12 protein-coding genes are annotated in these 14,870 nt (G+C 50.5%); 3 read left to right on the top strand and 9 right to left on the bottom strand.

The annotated features are described in order from the left end of the window. Positions 1 to 31 precede the first annotated feature (31 nt). The 5 genes from B9D94_RS07455 to B9D94_RS07435 form a co-directional block, all read right to left on the bottom strand. Positions 32 to 961, bottom strand: coding sequence for a carbohydrate ABC transporter permease (locus tag B9D94_RS07455; RefSeq protein WP_036641450.1), 930 nt, complete (start codon positions 959 to 961; stop codon positions 32 to 34). Further along, on the bottom strand, positions 961 to 1,872 hold the full coding sequence (locus B9D94_RS07450) for an ABC transporter permease (protein WP_148246736.1): 912 nt from the start codon (positions 1,870 to 1,872) through the stop codon (positions 961 to 963). Before B9D94_RS07450 ends, B9D94_RS07455 begins: the two co-directional genes overlap by 1 nt. Positions 1,873 to 1,882: 10 nt before the next feature. Then, positions 1,883 to 3,499 carry an ABC transporter substrate-binding protein gene (locus B9D94_RS07445; protein ID WP_148246735.1) on the bottom strand — a complete coding sequence of 539 codons (1,617 nt, stop codon included), beginning with the start codon at positions 3,497 to 3,499 and terminating at the stop codon, positions 1,883 to 1,885. A gap of 338 nt (positions 3,500 to 3,837) precedes the next feature. Next, complete coding sequence (locus B9D94_RS07440; RefSeq protein WP_148246734.1) at positions 3,838 to 6,111, bottom strand: helix-turn-helix domain-containing protein; 2,274 nt, start codon at positions 6,109 to 6,111, stop codon at positions 3,838 to 3,840. A 146-nt stretch (positions 6,112 to 6,257) separates the two neighbouring features. After that, a complete protein-coding gene (locus B9D94_RS07435) occupies positions 6,258 to 6,602 on the bottom strand; it encodes a winged helix-turn-helix transcriptional regulator (RefSeq protein ID WP_006211889.1) in 345 nt (114 codons plus the stop codon). A 199-nt stretch (positions 6,603 to 6,801) separates the two neighbouring features. Here B9D94_RS07435 and B9D94_RS07430 point away from each other — a divergent pair, with 199 nt between their 5' ends. Further along, positions 6,802 to 7,971: an MFS transporter gene (locus tag B9D94_RS07430; protein ID WP_148246733.1), complete on the top strand. Its 1,170-nt coding sequence runs from the start codon at positions 6,802 to 6,804 to the stop codon at positions 7,969 to 7,971. Between the two features lie 161 nt (positions 7,972 to 8,132). Further along, positions 8,133 to 9,026 (top strand): cupin domain-containing protein, encoded by an 894-nt coding sequence (locus tag B9D94_RS07425; RefSeq protein ID WP_148246732.1) that lies wholly within the window; start codon positions 8,133 to 8,135, stop codon positions 9,024 to 9,026. A gap of 46 nt (positions 9,027 to 9,072) precedes the next feature. Here B9D94_RS07425 and B9D94_RS07420 read toward each other — a convergent pair whose 3' ends face one another. From B9D94_RS07420 to B9D94_RS07405, 4 genes are read right to left on the bottom strand one after another with little or no spacing between them, the layout of a single operon-like run. After that, positions 9,073 to 9,771: a metallophosphoesterase gene (locus tag B9D94_RS07420; protein ID WP_006211893.1), complete on the bottom strand. Its 699-nt coding sequence runs from the start codon at positions 9,769 to 9,771 to the stop codon at positions 9,073 to 9,075. Then, positions 9,768 to 10,847 carry an ABC transporter ATP-binding protein gene (locus tag B9D94_RS07415; RefSeq protein ID WP_036641503.1) on the bottom strand — a complete coding sequence of 360 codons (1,080 nt, stop codon included), beginning with the start codon at positions 10,845 to 10,847 and terminating at the stop codon, positions 9,768 to 9,770. The genes B9D94_RS07420 and B9D94_RS07415 overlap by 4 nt, the downstream gene beginning before the upstream one ends. A 54-nt stretch (positions 10,848 to 10,901) precedes the next feature. Further along, positions 10,902 to 12,614 (bottom strand): ABC transporter permease, encoded by a 1,713-nt coding sequence (locus B9D94_RS07410; protein WP_063480278.1) that lies wholly within the window; start codon positions 12,612 to 12,614, stop codon positions 10,902 to 10,904. 9 nt (positions 12,615 to 12,623) lie between these two features. Further along, positions 12,624 to 13,745 carry an extracellular solute-binding protein gene (locus B9D94_RS07405; RefSeq protein WP_148246731.1) on the bottom strand — a complete coding sequence of 374 codons (1,122 nt, stop codon included), beginning with the start codon at positions 13,743 to 13,745 and terminating at the stop codon, positions 12,624 to 12,626. A gap of 164 nt (positions 13,746 to 13,909) precedes the next feature. Between B9D94_RS07405 and B9D94_RS07400 the strand changes: the two genes are divergently transcribed. Then, entirely contained in the window at positions 13,910 to 14,833 is a 924-nt protein-coding gene (locus B9D94_RS07400) for a LysR family transcriptional regulator (protein WP_063480280.1), read from the top strand. The last annotated feature ends 37 nt before the right edge of the window (positions 14,834 to 14,870 follow it).

Raw genomic sequence — 14,870 nt, 5'->3', positions numbered from 1 at the left:
CTTATCAGCAGCTGCAAGTATTCGTAACCAGTTACCCTTTGATAGAGCCGATCATAACGCCTTTCTCGAAGTATTTTTGCATAAACGGATATATAAGCAGGATCGGAAGCGTGGATACAATAATGACGCCATACTTAATCTGGTCAGCATATCTTTGAGCGTATCCTCCTGCATCTCCCCCTGTTCCCGCACCGCTCGAGAATACTTGATTCGATAGCAGAATGTCCCGCAGAACAATTTGCAGCGGCTGCAGTTTCGTATCCCGAATGTAGATCAGGGCCGTGAAGAAATCATTCCAGTGCCCAACCAAATAATAGAGCCCGATGACGGATACCAAGGCTTTGGACAGCGGCAACGCCACTTTGAAAAAAAAGGTGAAGTGCGAGCAGCCGTCCATGACGGCCGCTTCGTGCAGCTCCTGCGGCAGCGAGTTCTCAAAAAACGTCCGGGCAATGATCAAATAGAACACATTCACGGAAAACGGGAGAATAAACACCCATATCGTATTGGTCAGACCAAGCCCCTTCATCAGCAGGTATGTGGGGATCAGCCCTCCGTTGAAAAACATCGTAATGACAAAAATCAACATGATAATCCGCCTTGCACGAAACTCTTTTCTGGACAGCACGTACGCTGCCGGAAGCGTAAACAGCATATTAATCAGGGTGCCGAAGACCGTATAAAACAACGTATTTCGATAGCCGGTCCAGATCCGCATATCCTTGAAGATTTCCTGATAACCGAAAAAACTTATGTTTTTGGGGATAAACATGACCTTCCCCGTCGACACCAGCGTGGAATCGCTGAAGGAAGCAATCACGATAAAATAGAGCGGGTACGCGACCAGAAGAAAAATAAAAGCACACAGAAATGCCAATGTTATTCTGAACATCAATTCCTTGCCATTGACGCGCTTTCTGGTATATTCATGTTCCACAACCGTTTCTCCTTTCCCAAGCATTAGAATAGGCTCGTTTCGGACATTCTCTTCGAGATGGTGTTCATCGCATACAGGAATACAAAATTGATGAGTGTATTAAACAAGCCGATGGCCGAGGCCAAACTGAATTGATTCGATATGATCCCAATTTTATAAACGTATGTTGCAATGACCTCAGAGACAGGAAGGTTCAGCGGATTCTGCATCAGGAATATTTTCTCGAAGCCGGTGCCAAGGATATTCCCCATGCTGAGAATAAACAGGATGATGATGGTTGGTATGAGCGCAGGTATGTCGACATACCGGATCGTCTGCCACCGGCTGGCTCCATCGATTTTGGCGGCATCATACAGCTGGGGGTCCACGGTGGACAGGGCTGCGAGATAGATAATGCTGTTCCATCCGCAGTGCTGCCATATGTCCGAGAGCACATACACCGGGATAAAGGTCGAGGTGGAGGCCAGCAGATTAATATGACCGAGTCCCAGCGCCTTCATGAAATGGCCGACAACCCCGGTCTCAGAGGATAACAGCACATTCAGCATGCCGACCAGCACGATGATGGATATGAAATGGGGCAAATAGACTGTTGTCTGCATCAGCTGTTTCATTCTTTTTCTGCGAATCTGATTAAGGATCAAGGCCAGCAGGATCGGTGCCGGAAAACCAAGCACGATCGTTGCCAGACTGATTAGAAACGTATTTCGCATCAGATCCGTGAACAAGTAGCTGTCGATGAATTGCTGAAAATAGGCAAACCCCCTCCACTCGCCTCCGGTCAAGCCTTGGCTGAAGTCATAATCTCGGAATGCAAGCTGGATTCCGTACATGGGAATATAGTTGAACAGCAGGATGACGATGATAGCCGGAAAAATCATGATCCACAGCTGATAATCACGTCTGAAGGTGTTCCGTCTTTTTAGGGATTCCATATCCTCCCTCCTAGTTTTGATTCATGTAATCATCATAATATTTCTGCATAATCTCAAGATTCTGCTTCAGGCCAGCCTTCTGGCTCTCCTTGATATACGAATCCCACTCCGCTTCAACGCCGCCCTTGGTTACCCATTTCGCAAAGCTGGATTCCGCCAGGTTCATCACGTTGGTGTTGTTCAGGCTCATGGTGTTGTTGTCGATGGTGGAATATTTGATGAACATGCCGGGGAATACATCCTTGTCAGGGTCAACCTCTAATGCAGGCTCCAGTGGCCCCGATTGTCCCAGCACCTCCTGCATATCGGTCCCGAGTGTCAGCTTTAAGGAATCCGGTATATAGAAAGCGCCGTTATCCGCCATCGTCGAGGTCCACTTCCATGTACCCGGGTCCATCTTGGCATCAGCTGGAGGCAGAACGGCATATGTACCGTCACCGTTATCTTTAATATTCGGACCGATGGAGCCAAACAGCACCTGCATTCCCACCTCAGGCGCATATAACTCATTGATGAATCTCATGGCCGCTTCCTTGTTCTTGGTCTTGGCGGACATGACGATATGGTTCGGCCCATAATTCAGGGAGTAATAGTCATAGCTCCATGACAGCTTTCCGTTGTAATCCGCGGATGCTTTGAGCTGCGGCATAGAAGCATACTGCGGTGCCAGCTGCTCACCGAAACGGTCGGAGGCAACCCATCCCCAGGTGAAGCCGACCTTGGCCGTGTCTCCTTCACCGCGGGCGATAGATTGATATTTTGTATAATCATGGGTGAACACTTCCGGATTAATCAGCCCCGCCTTGTACAGCTTGTTCAGGAACAAAACCATCGTTTTGTACCGATCATCGGTCAGAAAATTCTTCACTTGCCCATCTTCCACAAAATAGCCCTGCCCGCTGCCGTCCGTCAGCGTGATGCCCATGCTTCCGAGAAGAACAGCAGGATTAAAGTATCCGCCGATGCCTCCCGGCCAATCCATCGGGATCTCGTCATTCGGGTTGCCATTTCCATTGGCATCCTTCTCTTTGAATGCCACGAGCACTTCATACAATTCATCCCACGTTGTCGGCATGCCAAGTCCGAGGTTATCCAGCCACTGCTGGTTAATGAATTGCCTGCTGGCCGAGGCAGGCCAGAACCGCTGATATTTCGGGAGACCGTATATTTTGCCGTCAGACTGCGTTGCAATCACTTTGGTATCCGGTTTTTCATTAAACATAGTCTGTACGTTGGGTGCCTGATCCAGCATACTGGACAGATCCTGGAACAGTCCCTGGAACTGGGCGAAATCGGCATCTGTAATGACGTTCGGCCCGATGAACAGATCGGGGGTATCGCCGCTGGCAAGCATCGTTCCTTTTTTCTGTCCCCAGTCGGCCGTGATTTCCTGCCATTCGATCTCCACGCCTGCCGCTTCCTCAACCTTCTGCAGCCATTCCATTTCAGCAAGAGGTTTCGTAAGGGGATGCTTGGTAATAAGAGCTGTCAACTTCACTTTCTTGCCTGATGCGTCTCCGGGCGATTCCGCCGATTCGTTATGGTCGTCTCCGGCTCCGCTGCATCCCGTTAACAGCAGTGCAGTGATGACGATAAAAGAGATGAAAACGTTTACCTTTTTCTTCATTTCATTACCTCCTGGTTTGGTTTGTGGGTCTGATCCATAGGGATTGCAGCCTTGAATTTTGCCTTGCCTGCGGACACATTTCACTCTAATTGGAGGTGACGAGCTGCGTAAACGCACATTTTTTTAAGGATCTTCATTTTTTGAAAGCGCTTATATTTATCGGATCAACAACCGCACCCGTTGCCCGTCGGCCAGAAGGATTCAAATATTGCATATATTCAAAAATTGAAGCTCTTTCATCTTCGAAAAGAAATCGTGCGAGGCGGAATATAAGGGCATAAGTTTACAAAAAGACCGCTTGGAGGCTGCCGTGGATCTCGGCATCAGCGGTCTTTCGTTCAGGCTTTATGTGTATTCCGATATTGTCCGGGCGTTGTACCCACCATCTTCTTGAAGGAGCGGATAAAACTCGAGGTGCTGGTGTACCCCACCTGTTGAGATATAGCTTCAAGCGTCTCTTCGCTGTCTCGCAGAAGCTGAATGGATTTTTGAATCCGAAGCTGATCAATGTACTCTTTAAAATTTTGCCCCATCGTTTTCTTGAAATGATGGCTGAAGTTGGAGACCGACATATCAAAATAATCGGCCATCATCTGCAGCGAGCAGTTCGGATCCATTCCTTTTTCCGCAATGATGGATAGAATCGCCTCTTGGGTAGCCGGACGGGCAAGCGGCAGCGTCTCGCTGATCATATCGCACAGCTTGGTACAGCTTTCCCGGATGATTCCGATCATCTGCTCCAGCGTATAGCGATGTTTGAACGCGGCATCGGTCAGCCGCAAGAGGCTCTGATCATCATGACGGAACCGCTGGAGCCCGTTGAAGATAACGGTAACCGTGTTCAGGTATACACTTCGGATCATATGCGGCGGTAAACTGTCATTGCTTAAATACCCGATCATACGCTCCGACAAGGAAGCCAGCATCGCGGCATCATTCTTCAGAATCGAGAGCTCAAGCGACTGCAGAAATTCGGCAAAATAGGATACGGCGCCAGATTGGGGAATTTCCATGTCATCAAATATCAGCACCGAACCGGTTTTGCGTATCCGCAGAAACTCCGCCGTCCGAAGCGCCTGCAGGTACGACACATGAATATCCACCGGTGATCGTGCTCGTACAGGTTTGCCGATGCCAATCACCGTTCGCAGTCCATTGTGCTTCAACAATGACTCTTGCATGCTTTCAAGACAGGATTCGAGGGGGAAATCACTCTCATGGGAGCTTGCCAGAATCAGCTCATGCTGATAGATGCTCTTGAAGAAGAAGGTCTGCACCCCGTGCGGCAGCAGCTCTTCGTATTTGCGGCAGCACGCCAAGATCTTCTCGGTTGCTCCGGCATCCGATTCACAGCATACCACGGCAACCGTGAAGTGTTCATATTTAAACCTAATGCCTATCCTTCCGGCTTCCTGTTCCCATTCCTCCCAGTCTGCATATTGCCCGCTCACCAGCTCGAACAGCAGGTTGTCCCGCATGATCGGCAAGGATCCCTTCACATGCTCGTCCAGCTTGCTATTCGCTTGTGAAAGCTCCTCCAGCGTGTACTTGATCGTATCAATTTCATTCATCGGCCTTCGCTCCTGCGGCTCGAAGACATGAACAGCGAGGTCAACCAGACGCCGAATCGGCTGATAATTTTTACGGATGGATACATAGATGATGAACACTTCGAGCAGCAGAATCAGTCCGACAAGAACAACCGTGTTCAGCTGTATCGTTCGAATGCCCTTCAGAGATTCGGATACAGGCAGCAGACTGACATATATCCAGCCGTTCTTGTCTGAAACCGAGTGGGATACCAGATAGTCCGATCCACTGATCGCGTAGATGCCGGAGGTGGGAGAACGTTCCTCCCCTATGCCCTGCACAAGCGCCCGAAAATCATCGGAAGACTGGTAGGACGTCTCATTGGAAGAGACCAATCTCCTTCCCTGGCCGTCAAATACAAAGAAATCGCCGCTATAAATCTCTGAAACAGACTTCATCATGCGGACAATCGTATCTTCCTTTACCATAATCATAACGGCTCCGGGCGAATGGGTGCCTCCTACCGGAAGCGGCTGCACAAAGGTCAGCATTCTGACACGATTGTTGCCAGGCACAACCACATTCTCTACCGGCCGGACGACAGGGGCTTTGAGATCATTCAGGGTCTGTATCATATCTTGGTGCTCCCAGTTTTCATAATAATAGCCGACCCCAGGAATGGAGAGATCCTCCGTACTGTATGCGCTTCCAGTTTTGGAAAACAAATAACCGATGTTCTTCACATACAGCAAGGTGTTGTAAATAAACGCATCGGTTGCATTGTATTTTTTCATCTCATTGGCGATGATGACCCGCTGGTAGTCGCTTTCCTCCGCTTTGTACATCTTGAACTCCCGATTCTGTACCAGCTCAAACGGCAGATTGTACACATACCGGGTAAAGGTATCCATTGATGTCATGAACTGTTCCGTAATATGCGCATTCCAGTCCATCTCCTTCTCTTTCACTACGTCTGCCGAATAGGGATAGTAATAACACAGGATGACGATCACGGGAAACATCAGGACAAGCAAATAGGAAATCAACAGCTTGGTCAGCAGGTTTATCTTATGGATTCGCAAGCGGCAGCCCCCTCCCCATCACTTCATTCCAGATCTGAAAATGTTATCTATAAGAATACGAAATTCTCAAAAAAAAGAAAACTCATTTCCTGTCATCAACAACAAGAAATGAGTTTTTAAACTCCGTATCGTTTCACTTATCAACCTTATGAGGATTGCTCCACGCCCCATTTTTCCGCCCACTTCTCCATTTCCTTCAAAGAGTCCAGAAAATCCATCCCCTTCTCCGTCAAGGAATACTCCACGGACACGGGCACCGTAGGGAAAACCTCGCGCCTTACGATACCGCTGCCTTCCAAATGTCGAAGCACATCCGTTAAGGATTGTGTCTTGATGATAGCTGCATCCCGATGAAGCTGGTTAAAGCGTTTCGGTCCTTGGGATAACTGCGCGATGACAAGAAACGCCCATTTGGCACCAAGAATTTGCAGCACCGAACAGATATGATTGAACGCTGGCTTTTCCTGAAACTCTTCCCTAACGGGTTCCACAGCCTCACCCCACCGCTTACGAATAGTAAGTTAATCAAAATGTTTGGATAATGTCCAATTGCTTTGCCTTCTTACATAATAAATGTGCTCTGCTTATAATACAAACACAACGAGATCTCGAGCATTTCCTAAACCGGCTGCAGCATGTGCTAGCCATGATTCGCAAGACCGGATGCCATAACCGAAGGGATGAATTTACATGAAACCATTCACGATATATTTATTAGCGCTTGGTGTCTTTCTTACCGCCACCTCTGAACTGATCGTTTCGGGTATCCTGTATGCAATCGCAGACGATCTCCATATTTCACTGGCGCTTGCCGGTCAGTTAATCACCGCGTATTCACTTGCCTTCGCCATCGGGACACCGTTTCTGGTTTCGCTCACATCGCGAATCAACCGTAAAAAGTTGCTGCTCGGCTCGCTTCTGTTGTTCATTGTCGGCAGTCTCGCATCCTATGCCAGCAGCCATGTATGGCTGCTTATGGGTTCTCGCATCATCCTGGGGATAAGCTCAGGGGTGTATCTCGTTGCTGCAATGGGAACCGCAGCCAAATTGGTACCCCCGGATAAATTGGGCCGTGCGATCGGTACCATCGTTCTCGGGTTCAGCAGCGCCATGGTGCTTGGAGTTCCGCTTGGCATCACGATAACCAATATGCTGAACTGGCAATCCATCTTCCTGCTGCTGGCTCTGCTCACTCTGTTGGTTGCCTTTGTCCTTGCCAAGCTCCTGCCGGATGTCGAAGGAGACGCGGCCGTTCCCTTTCATCAGCAGTTCAAAGTGCTGGGAAGTGTAGTGATCCTGAGCGCCCTGTTTCTCACCTTCTTCCGGGAATCCGGCAATTCGGTGCTGTTCACGTACATTACCCCGTTTATCCAGGATATTTTTCATATCAAGCCTTCAAGCATCAGTCTCATGATGCTGGTATTCGGTCTCTTTGGGGCTATCGGCTCCAAGCTGGGTGGGTATGCTATCGACCGGTTTGGGCCATCCAGAGTGATCACCCTCAGTACACTCATTCATATTGGGGTATTTGCTCTTCTCCCGCTGCTCTCGGGCAAGTCGCTCATTGGACTCATGCTGATAAGCATCATGGTACTGTCCATGTTTGCGGCAGGTCCCGCTGTCCAGAGTTATTTTATCCAGCGGGCACCGGGCTCTTCCAATTTGATTCTCAGCCTGAACACCTCTGTTGTTCACTTCGGGTTAGCTGCAGGAGCGGGTGCAGGGGGCTTCATGTTAAACACGACATCCACGCTTCAATACCATCCATGGCTCGGAGGAGTTGTGCTCGCTCTTGGTCTCGCAGCCGGACTTATCAGTTTCGCTGCCGGTAAAAGAGCGCTGCTGCCACAATCGACCTGACAGGTAAGGTGCTTCCCCCTTCCTATTACATTATTGCAAGCCACCCGGCTAACGGGTGGCTTGCTGCCGCCTTGTCGAAAATGGGCTCACGGATGTTTGCCCATCCGAATAACGTATCCTATGGGTCAACGCCTATTACATTATGAAGGGCAGGAATCACCGTGGCAGTCTCTTATATGGATTTCACCTCTCCATCTGTTCGTTATACTTATGATCTGAACAATAACCAAATTTTCAAAAAAGACAATCAAAACTATATTAATTCACTCTCGGTAAAAGAATTGAACACGCTCGGCAACGCTTCTCTGCTGGATATTCATCTCAGCACCGGAAATGTGGTCGAACCGCATACTCATCAGAATGCATCCGAGTTGGTGTATGTCATTTCCGGAGCGGCCATCGTCTCCATCATTAATCCGTTCACCAAGGAGTTGCTGGACTTCCCGGTCATGCCGGGTCAGGTCGCGCTTGTGCCTCAAGGCTGGTGGCATTATGAAATGGCGACGGCTGACAATACCCATCTGATAGCCATCTTTGATGCGCCTGTGCCTGAATTCATTCCTGGCTCCGACCTCTTCAGATTAACCCCAGCCAATGTCTTCGCCCATACGTATTGCCTGGATGAAGCCAAAGTGAAAGAGACTTTCGCTCCTATTACCGATACGGTTGTAATCGGGCCGCCTAAGAACTGCATGCACCAAGGGGAGGTGCAGGGCCAGACGATGCATCAGCAGCAGCACCCGTCACATCACAACCAGCACTACTACCATCAAGGAAGCCCTGTGAACCGTGACTATGAGCTGCTGCAGCAACAGCAGCAGCAATATCAACAGCAGCAACAGCAGCAGTTGTTCCAGCAGCAATTTCAGGCACAGGAACAACCGCAGCATGGAGCGTATGCTGCTGATCCACAGCGAACGCAGGCTCAAGAGCAAGAGCAGCTTCGCTCGCAGCAGCAATTACGAGAACAGGAGCGGCAACAATTCATCCAACAGCAGCAGCAGCTGCCCTTCTTGCAGCGTCAACTGATCGGAAACGGCTGGGATCAATTCTGATCCATGCTGCAGTGATCTAGGTCCTCCATTGTCAAACGCAGCATCACTATTCGTCCGTGATGCTGCGTTTTTCTTCTTGAAATGGAGTAATATATTCAGGAAGGCCGAATGCTCCCGTTATTTTCATCTTCCGGCACGTAATGCTCCCAGGTTGTTTAACCGATATGGACCACTGTAAGCCAGAGGTCAGATTCACCAGGCTTAAATAGTATCCGTGGCCTGCACCTGTATCGATTCCCAGCTTACCGTCTCCATGCCAGAGCTCCTCTGGCGGTACACCCAAACGAAACGTAGAAGTATGACCAAACACAATAACTTTGTCCATGCATCGGGGGGACAGAAGAAACGGCTCACGAATCTCCGTTAATTCTACCGGGCTCTGTGCATGAAGCGGAATGCCCGGCCGAATCCCTGCATGCACAAACACATATTGTTTATACTCGGTCCATAACGGCATGGTTCCAATGAACTGCTGATACTTCATGAAACGGGAAGCCGCAAGCCCAGCTTGTTCCGGCCGTTGATGCAGCCATTTGCGCTCATTATTTCCCTGAAGCGCAACGGCACCGGAATCACACAGCTCCTTCACATAATCCAGTGTCCCTGCTGAATCCGGTCCCTTGTTTACATAATCCCCAAGCAGGAACAAGCGGTCCACCTTCGGATCATAATGCACATGCAGCAGAAGAGCTTGCAGCAGATGACCGTAACCATGAACATCCGAAACTGCGTACACCTGGCTCATGGGGCTAGCATGCTGCTGTCTGCATATATCATGGTTTGATCCGGAGACAGTCGTATCCACAATTCGCTTCCGGCATCCACCGTGCAATCATGGAATAAATGAATGGGCTGCCGATCTGCCGTTTCCACAATGACTCTCCATCTTGTCCCTTCGTACACCGTCTGTACCACCGTCACCTTCAGCAGGCTTCCTGCTGCCGAAGTTTCTTCGCTGCATATCCGGATGGATTCGGGATGGATCATTATCACGGCTCTGCCGTCTCCCATATCCCCGCCTGAGCGAAGTCCGGCAATGGGACGCCCGGCAAGTATGGCTTCAGGCTGCCCATTCCGGGCCAGCTCGGCTTCCAGCCGGTTGTGATATCCCATGAGCTGCGCAACCCAAGGGCTTGCCGGTCTCTCAAACAACACCCTCGGCTCCCCGAATTGATCAATTCGTCCATCCCGCAAAATCAGAATCCGATCCGCCACCGTGAATGCCTCCATACGATCATGCGTCACATACAAGGAAGCGATGGATAACTCCCCCAGCAGTCTCGCCAGTTCACCGCGCATGTCCGTTCTAAGCTTAACGTCCAGATTAGACAACGGTTCGTCCATCAACAGCAGCTTGGGCTCTGTTGCCAGGGCCCTTGCGATGCCGACGCGCTGCTGCTGTCCACCCGACAGCTGGGCGGGAAGGCGGTCCAATAAGCCCTCCAGCTTCAGAAGCGACTGGAGTCGTTCCAATTTATCCGCCCTGTCTTTAGTGTCCAGCTTCCGGCGCTTCATCCCGTACTCCATATTCTGTTTCACCGTCATATGCGGCCATAGGGCATAATCCTGAAACACCATATTGATAGGCCGATTCTCCGGGGGAACATAGTGCCTTCCCCGTTCCACGGTGACACCCGCCATCTCCACCTCGCCTGAATCTATGCGCTGAAGTCCGGCAACCATCTGCAGCAGCGTCGATTTCCCGCAGCCCGATGGACCGAGAATGCAGATGCGTTCTCCTTCCCCCACTTCAAACGTGATCGGCTCCAATACTTGCTGTGAGCCGAATGATTTCGATACGCCTTTTACCCTTAAGATCATTCCGCTCCCCATCCCTTCCAAGTCTGATCACACTCTATCGACAACCAATTCCATCTACCGCGATTTCTTGCCATCCAGCCATCGAAATACAAGACGCCCCACTGCTTGAAGCAATACGATGATCAGCACCACGGTACCGCAGCTTACCACGGTAGCAGCCGTAGCATAGCCATAGCGCGAGAATTCAAAAGCTCTGTCGATAACCAGCGGCATCAACGAATAATTAGCCGGTTTCAGCATCGAGGCCAGGGCCAAATCAAACACGCTGGTTCCAAACGAAGCCAGGATTGCAATAAGCAACGACTGACGCACCATGGGCAGTACGATATCCCGCATCCGCTCGAATACACTTGCCCCTTGGATAGCGGCTGCCTTCAGCATCGTGCTGGACAAATTGCCGAACGCTCCAAGCTGGACCCTGACCGCGTAGGGGATGGCACCGGCTATGCCCGCAATCACGAGCAGCGAAGGCTTTCCGTACAAGTGCAAACCAAGCGGTTCCAGCCATTTTTGATTCCATATAAAGATATAGCCAATTCCCAGAACAACACCGGGCACTGCCAATGAAACGATAGAGAACAGCTGAAGCAGCGGTTTTAGCCTCGACTCCGTGAAGGTCAGCATATAGGCAACAACAAACCCGATCAGCATGCTAAACAATGCGGCAGCGGCTGCAATGGCAAGTGAATGATACATTCCTTCCAGATAACCCAGCAGCCGGTGGTCCCCAGCCTGCCCTGCAAATAATTCACGATAATGATCGAGCGTAAAATTACCCGCATTCAGGCCGCCGCCTGCCTGTTTCAGCAGAGATACCGCAGCACTCGTCCCAATCGGAATCCCGAGGCTCACAACAAGAAAAACCGTAATCGACAGATTGTAAATCCACGCAAAACGCGGCTTCACCTTCTCCAGCTTGACGGCTCTCGCATTCAGAAAGTCAAATCTGGATTTGCGAAGGGTCACCATAAGCAGAGTCATCGCCAGTGCCAGGATCAAGACCAGGTAAAAGGCCAGCACTCCCGCCATATCAAAACGTACAGGCGACTGGTAAATAGCCGAGTAAATGGAGTAGGTCAGCGTGGGGAATTTATACACCGTTGCCAATGCGGCAGGCAGCCCGAAATCGCCGATTGAATCCATAAAAACCAAGGTCCAGCCCGCTGCATATGAAGGCAGCGCCAATGGCAGCTCGACGGTTCTCCACACGGTGAACGGCTTGGCGCCGTTCAGTCTGGCCGCGTAACCAAACTGCCGGATATTCCATTCCGATGCGGCCATGATAGCCAGATAAGCCAGCGGAAACTTACTAAGCGACATGACAAACACTAGTCCGGCCGGTTGAAAAATGAACGAGGTAACCCACGTCAGACCCAGCCACTGATGAACCAGTCCATCCGCACTCGCAAACAATACCCAGCCCTGTGCAATCATGAAGGAGGGAGCGATCAGCAGCACCCAAGCTGTCATATCCAGCAACCTCGCTGCGGCAAAATTCCATCTTGCCCGTATAGTAGCCAGAACGCCTCCGATGATCGTACCAAACGTGGCCGTTCCCAGCGCTAATGTGACTGAATTCAGGAGGGATTGTTTCCACAGCGGACGATGAAATATTTCTCCGATCAAACCCAGGCTGCTGGACTGAATCTGCCCGAAAAAGAGTCCGGGAAATATCACGTTGATCAGAACGGCGAGCAGCGGCAAAAAAATAAAAACAAACAGGAGGAGGGTTACCCCGCCTCCATAGCGAGCTTCCGAAGTATTCATGTAATCTGCCTACCTTACGTTCTGATCCGCAAACCAGGTTTTGATCTCAACTTCATGCTCGGAGGCCCACTTTGCAGAAGGCAGCATAAAGGCACCGTTTGGTTCACGTTCACTTCGTGCCGGCACACCTTCAACCAGCGGCGTGAAGAAGCTGTCCGTTGAATCCAGCGCCGTTAACATCTGCTGTGTCTCGGGTTTCAGCATATATTCAACAAACGCCTTGGCCGCAGCCGGATTCTTGGCCTGTTTGCTGATCGCTACCACACGAAGGCTCCCGGGTGCCCCCTCCTCCGGCCAAATCACCTCAATGGGCTCACCTGCAAGTTTCAGTTCATAAGCATTGTGCTCCTGAAGTGCCGCAACCTCGATCTCTCCGCTTAACAAGGCTTTGCCTACCGGGCCGTTCTTGGGATAGACATGAAGTCCCTTCTCAAAACGCTGCGCATATTTCTGCTCCGCCTCCGCTACGCCCCACTGTTCAAAAAACGCAGATACGAGTGGATAGGCAGGCGCTGCTACAGCAGGATCTGCATGACCGACTGGACCGTCATAGTCAAAAAATTGTTCCCATGTGGTCGGAGCCTTCTCTGGCGATACCCGATCCGTGTTATAAGCAATCACGCCAGCTGCATGAATGCCGACCGGGAAATAGGCGAAATCCTCCGGCACATAAGCCTTCCCGTTCTCGGACAGATTCCCCAGATTCTGGGGCTGCCAGCCTGTCATCAGAAAATCGCGGTCAGCTAAATTCCGCACCGATCCGTGACCGTCCATCATCAACACGTCCCACTGCGGGTTCCCCTGCTCGGCCTCTATTTTGGCCAATGCTTCTCCCCCGCCATAATGCACGGCTTCAATCTTGAAGCCTGTCTCTTCCATAAACTTCGGAGCAATGAAATCCACAAAATCATTTCCATATAAATAGATCGTTTCCCCGGTGTCTTCAACCTTGTCGTTACCTGAGGACACCTCCGATTGCCCCGAAGCCCCACTTCCGCTGGCGATGGGTACGGTGGTTTCTCCCGATCGGACCGTTTGCTGTCCATCGGATTGCGCGCATGCCGACAATAGCCACATGAGTGCGGTTAATGCAAACAACATCCCATATTTGAAACCTGTCTTTTTCTTCATGTCACCCTCCTGTTTCGAATTGGCCTTCTTGATTCCATTTCAGCATAACGCCCCAGATTCAATTAAAAATTATCGCTGCGTTAACAAAGAGTTAAATAATATCTATCAAATGAAGGATAAGATTAATAATATCGATGATGAAACTGGAAGAAAGGATGTAATCCATGAACTTACAGCAATTAAAAGTGTTTGTGCTCACCGTGGAGCTGAAGAAGCTGTACCTTGTAGCTCAAGAGCTTGGCATCACCCAGCCAACCGTCACCTTCCATCTGAACAAGCTGCAGGAAGAGCTTGGCATCGCTCTGTTTCATACCAAGTCCTATCATGTCATCAAGCTTACGGAAGCCGGCCACGCCTTCTATCATTACGCATCACAGATCCATTCCCTGTCCGAGCAAGCTGAATCGACAATGGACATATACCGGGGAACGGCCGCGGGGGTTCTCGCCATTGGCAGCACCCATACGCCAGCCACCTATCTGTTGCCGCCGCTCTTGCAGCAGCTGAAGCTCAATTATCCAGGGCTGTCCATCATGCTGGATGTCCGTCCGGCAGCCTATATCCTCGAAAAAATCAAAAAATATGAGCTCGATGTCGGCATCATCTCGAACACGCAAGTGGAGGACCCTGAATTCATCGCCCAGCCGCTGATTCATGATGATCTCGTGCTTATATTCGCGCCGGACCATCCCTTCGGGAGTTCAGAAGATTTGTTTCCGGAGGATCTGGCCGGACATCCCTTCGTATCCCATGAACCGGGCTCCATTAGCCGGCAGCTTATTGACCGCTGGGCGGACAAACATCGGTTGCAGCTTCAGGTTTCGATGGAGATCTCGGGTACCGAGGCACTGAAATCAGCGGTGCGGCACCGTCTCGGGTATGGCATGATTGCAGAAGCCGCCATCCAGGAGGACCTCGCAGAGGGCAAACTTCGTTCGCGGCCCATCCCGTCCTGGCTGCCTGAACGCCAGATCTATGCCGTTCGGCACCGCAATAAACTGATTAGTCCGGCACTGCGAATGTTCTGGAGAAATCTCATGGACAATTTTTCATCTCAACAGACGAATCATGTTCGCGATCAGTTTTAAGTTTCATTCCGCTATATTTCGTATTCTTCTAAAAAGG

Source organism: Paenibacillus sp. Cedars, from assembly GCF_003184205.1.
GTDB lineage: Bacteria > Bacillota > Bacilli > Paenibacillales > Paenibacillaceae > Paenibacillus_AQ > Paenibacillus_AQ glucanolyticus.
This window is presented reverse-complemented; position numbering and strand designations above follow the sequence as displayed.

Excerpts from the sequence above, each read along its gene's own strand:
- B9D94_RS07455 (WP_036641450.1), bottom strand. The coding sequence starts at position 961 with ATGCTTGGGAAAGGAGAAACGGTTGTGGAACATGAATATACCAGAAAG.
- B9D94_RS07450 (WP_148246736.1), bottom strand. The coding sequence starts at position 1,872 with ATGGAATCCCTAAAAAGACGGAACACCTTCAGACGTGATTATCAGCTG.
- B9D94_RS07445 (WP_148246735.1), bottom strand. The coding sequence starts at position 3,499 with ATGAAGAAAAAGGTAAACGTTTTCATCTCTTTTATCGTCATCACTGCA.
- B9D94_RS07430 (WP_148246733.1), top strand. The coding sequence starts at position 6,802 with ATGAAACCATTCACGATATATTTATTAGCGCTTGGTGTCTTTCTTACC.
- B9D94_RS07420 (WP_006211893.1), bottom strand. The coding sequence starts at position 9,771 with ATGAGCCAGGTGTACGCAGTTTCGGATGTTCATGGTTACGGTCATCTG.
- B9D94_RS07415 (WP_036641503.1), bottom strand. The coding sequence starts at position 10,847 with ATGATCTTAAGGGTAAAAGGCGTATCGAAATCATTCGGCTCACAGCAA.
- B9D94_RS07410 (WP_063480278.1), bottom strand. The coding sequence starts at position 12,614 with ATGAATACTTCGGAAGCTCGCTATGGAGGCGGGGTAACCCTCCTCCTG.
- B9D94_RS07405 (WP_148246731.1), bottom strand. The coding sequence starts at position 13,745 with ATGAAGAAAAAGACAGGTTTCAAATATGGGATGTTGTTTGCATTAACC.
- B9D94_RS07400 (WP_063480280.1), top strand. The coding sequence starts at position 13,910 with ATGAACTTACAGCAATTAAAAGTGTTTGTGCTCACCGTGGAGCTGAAG.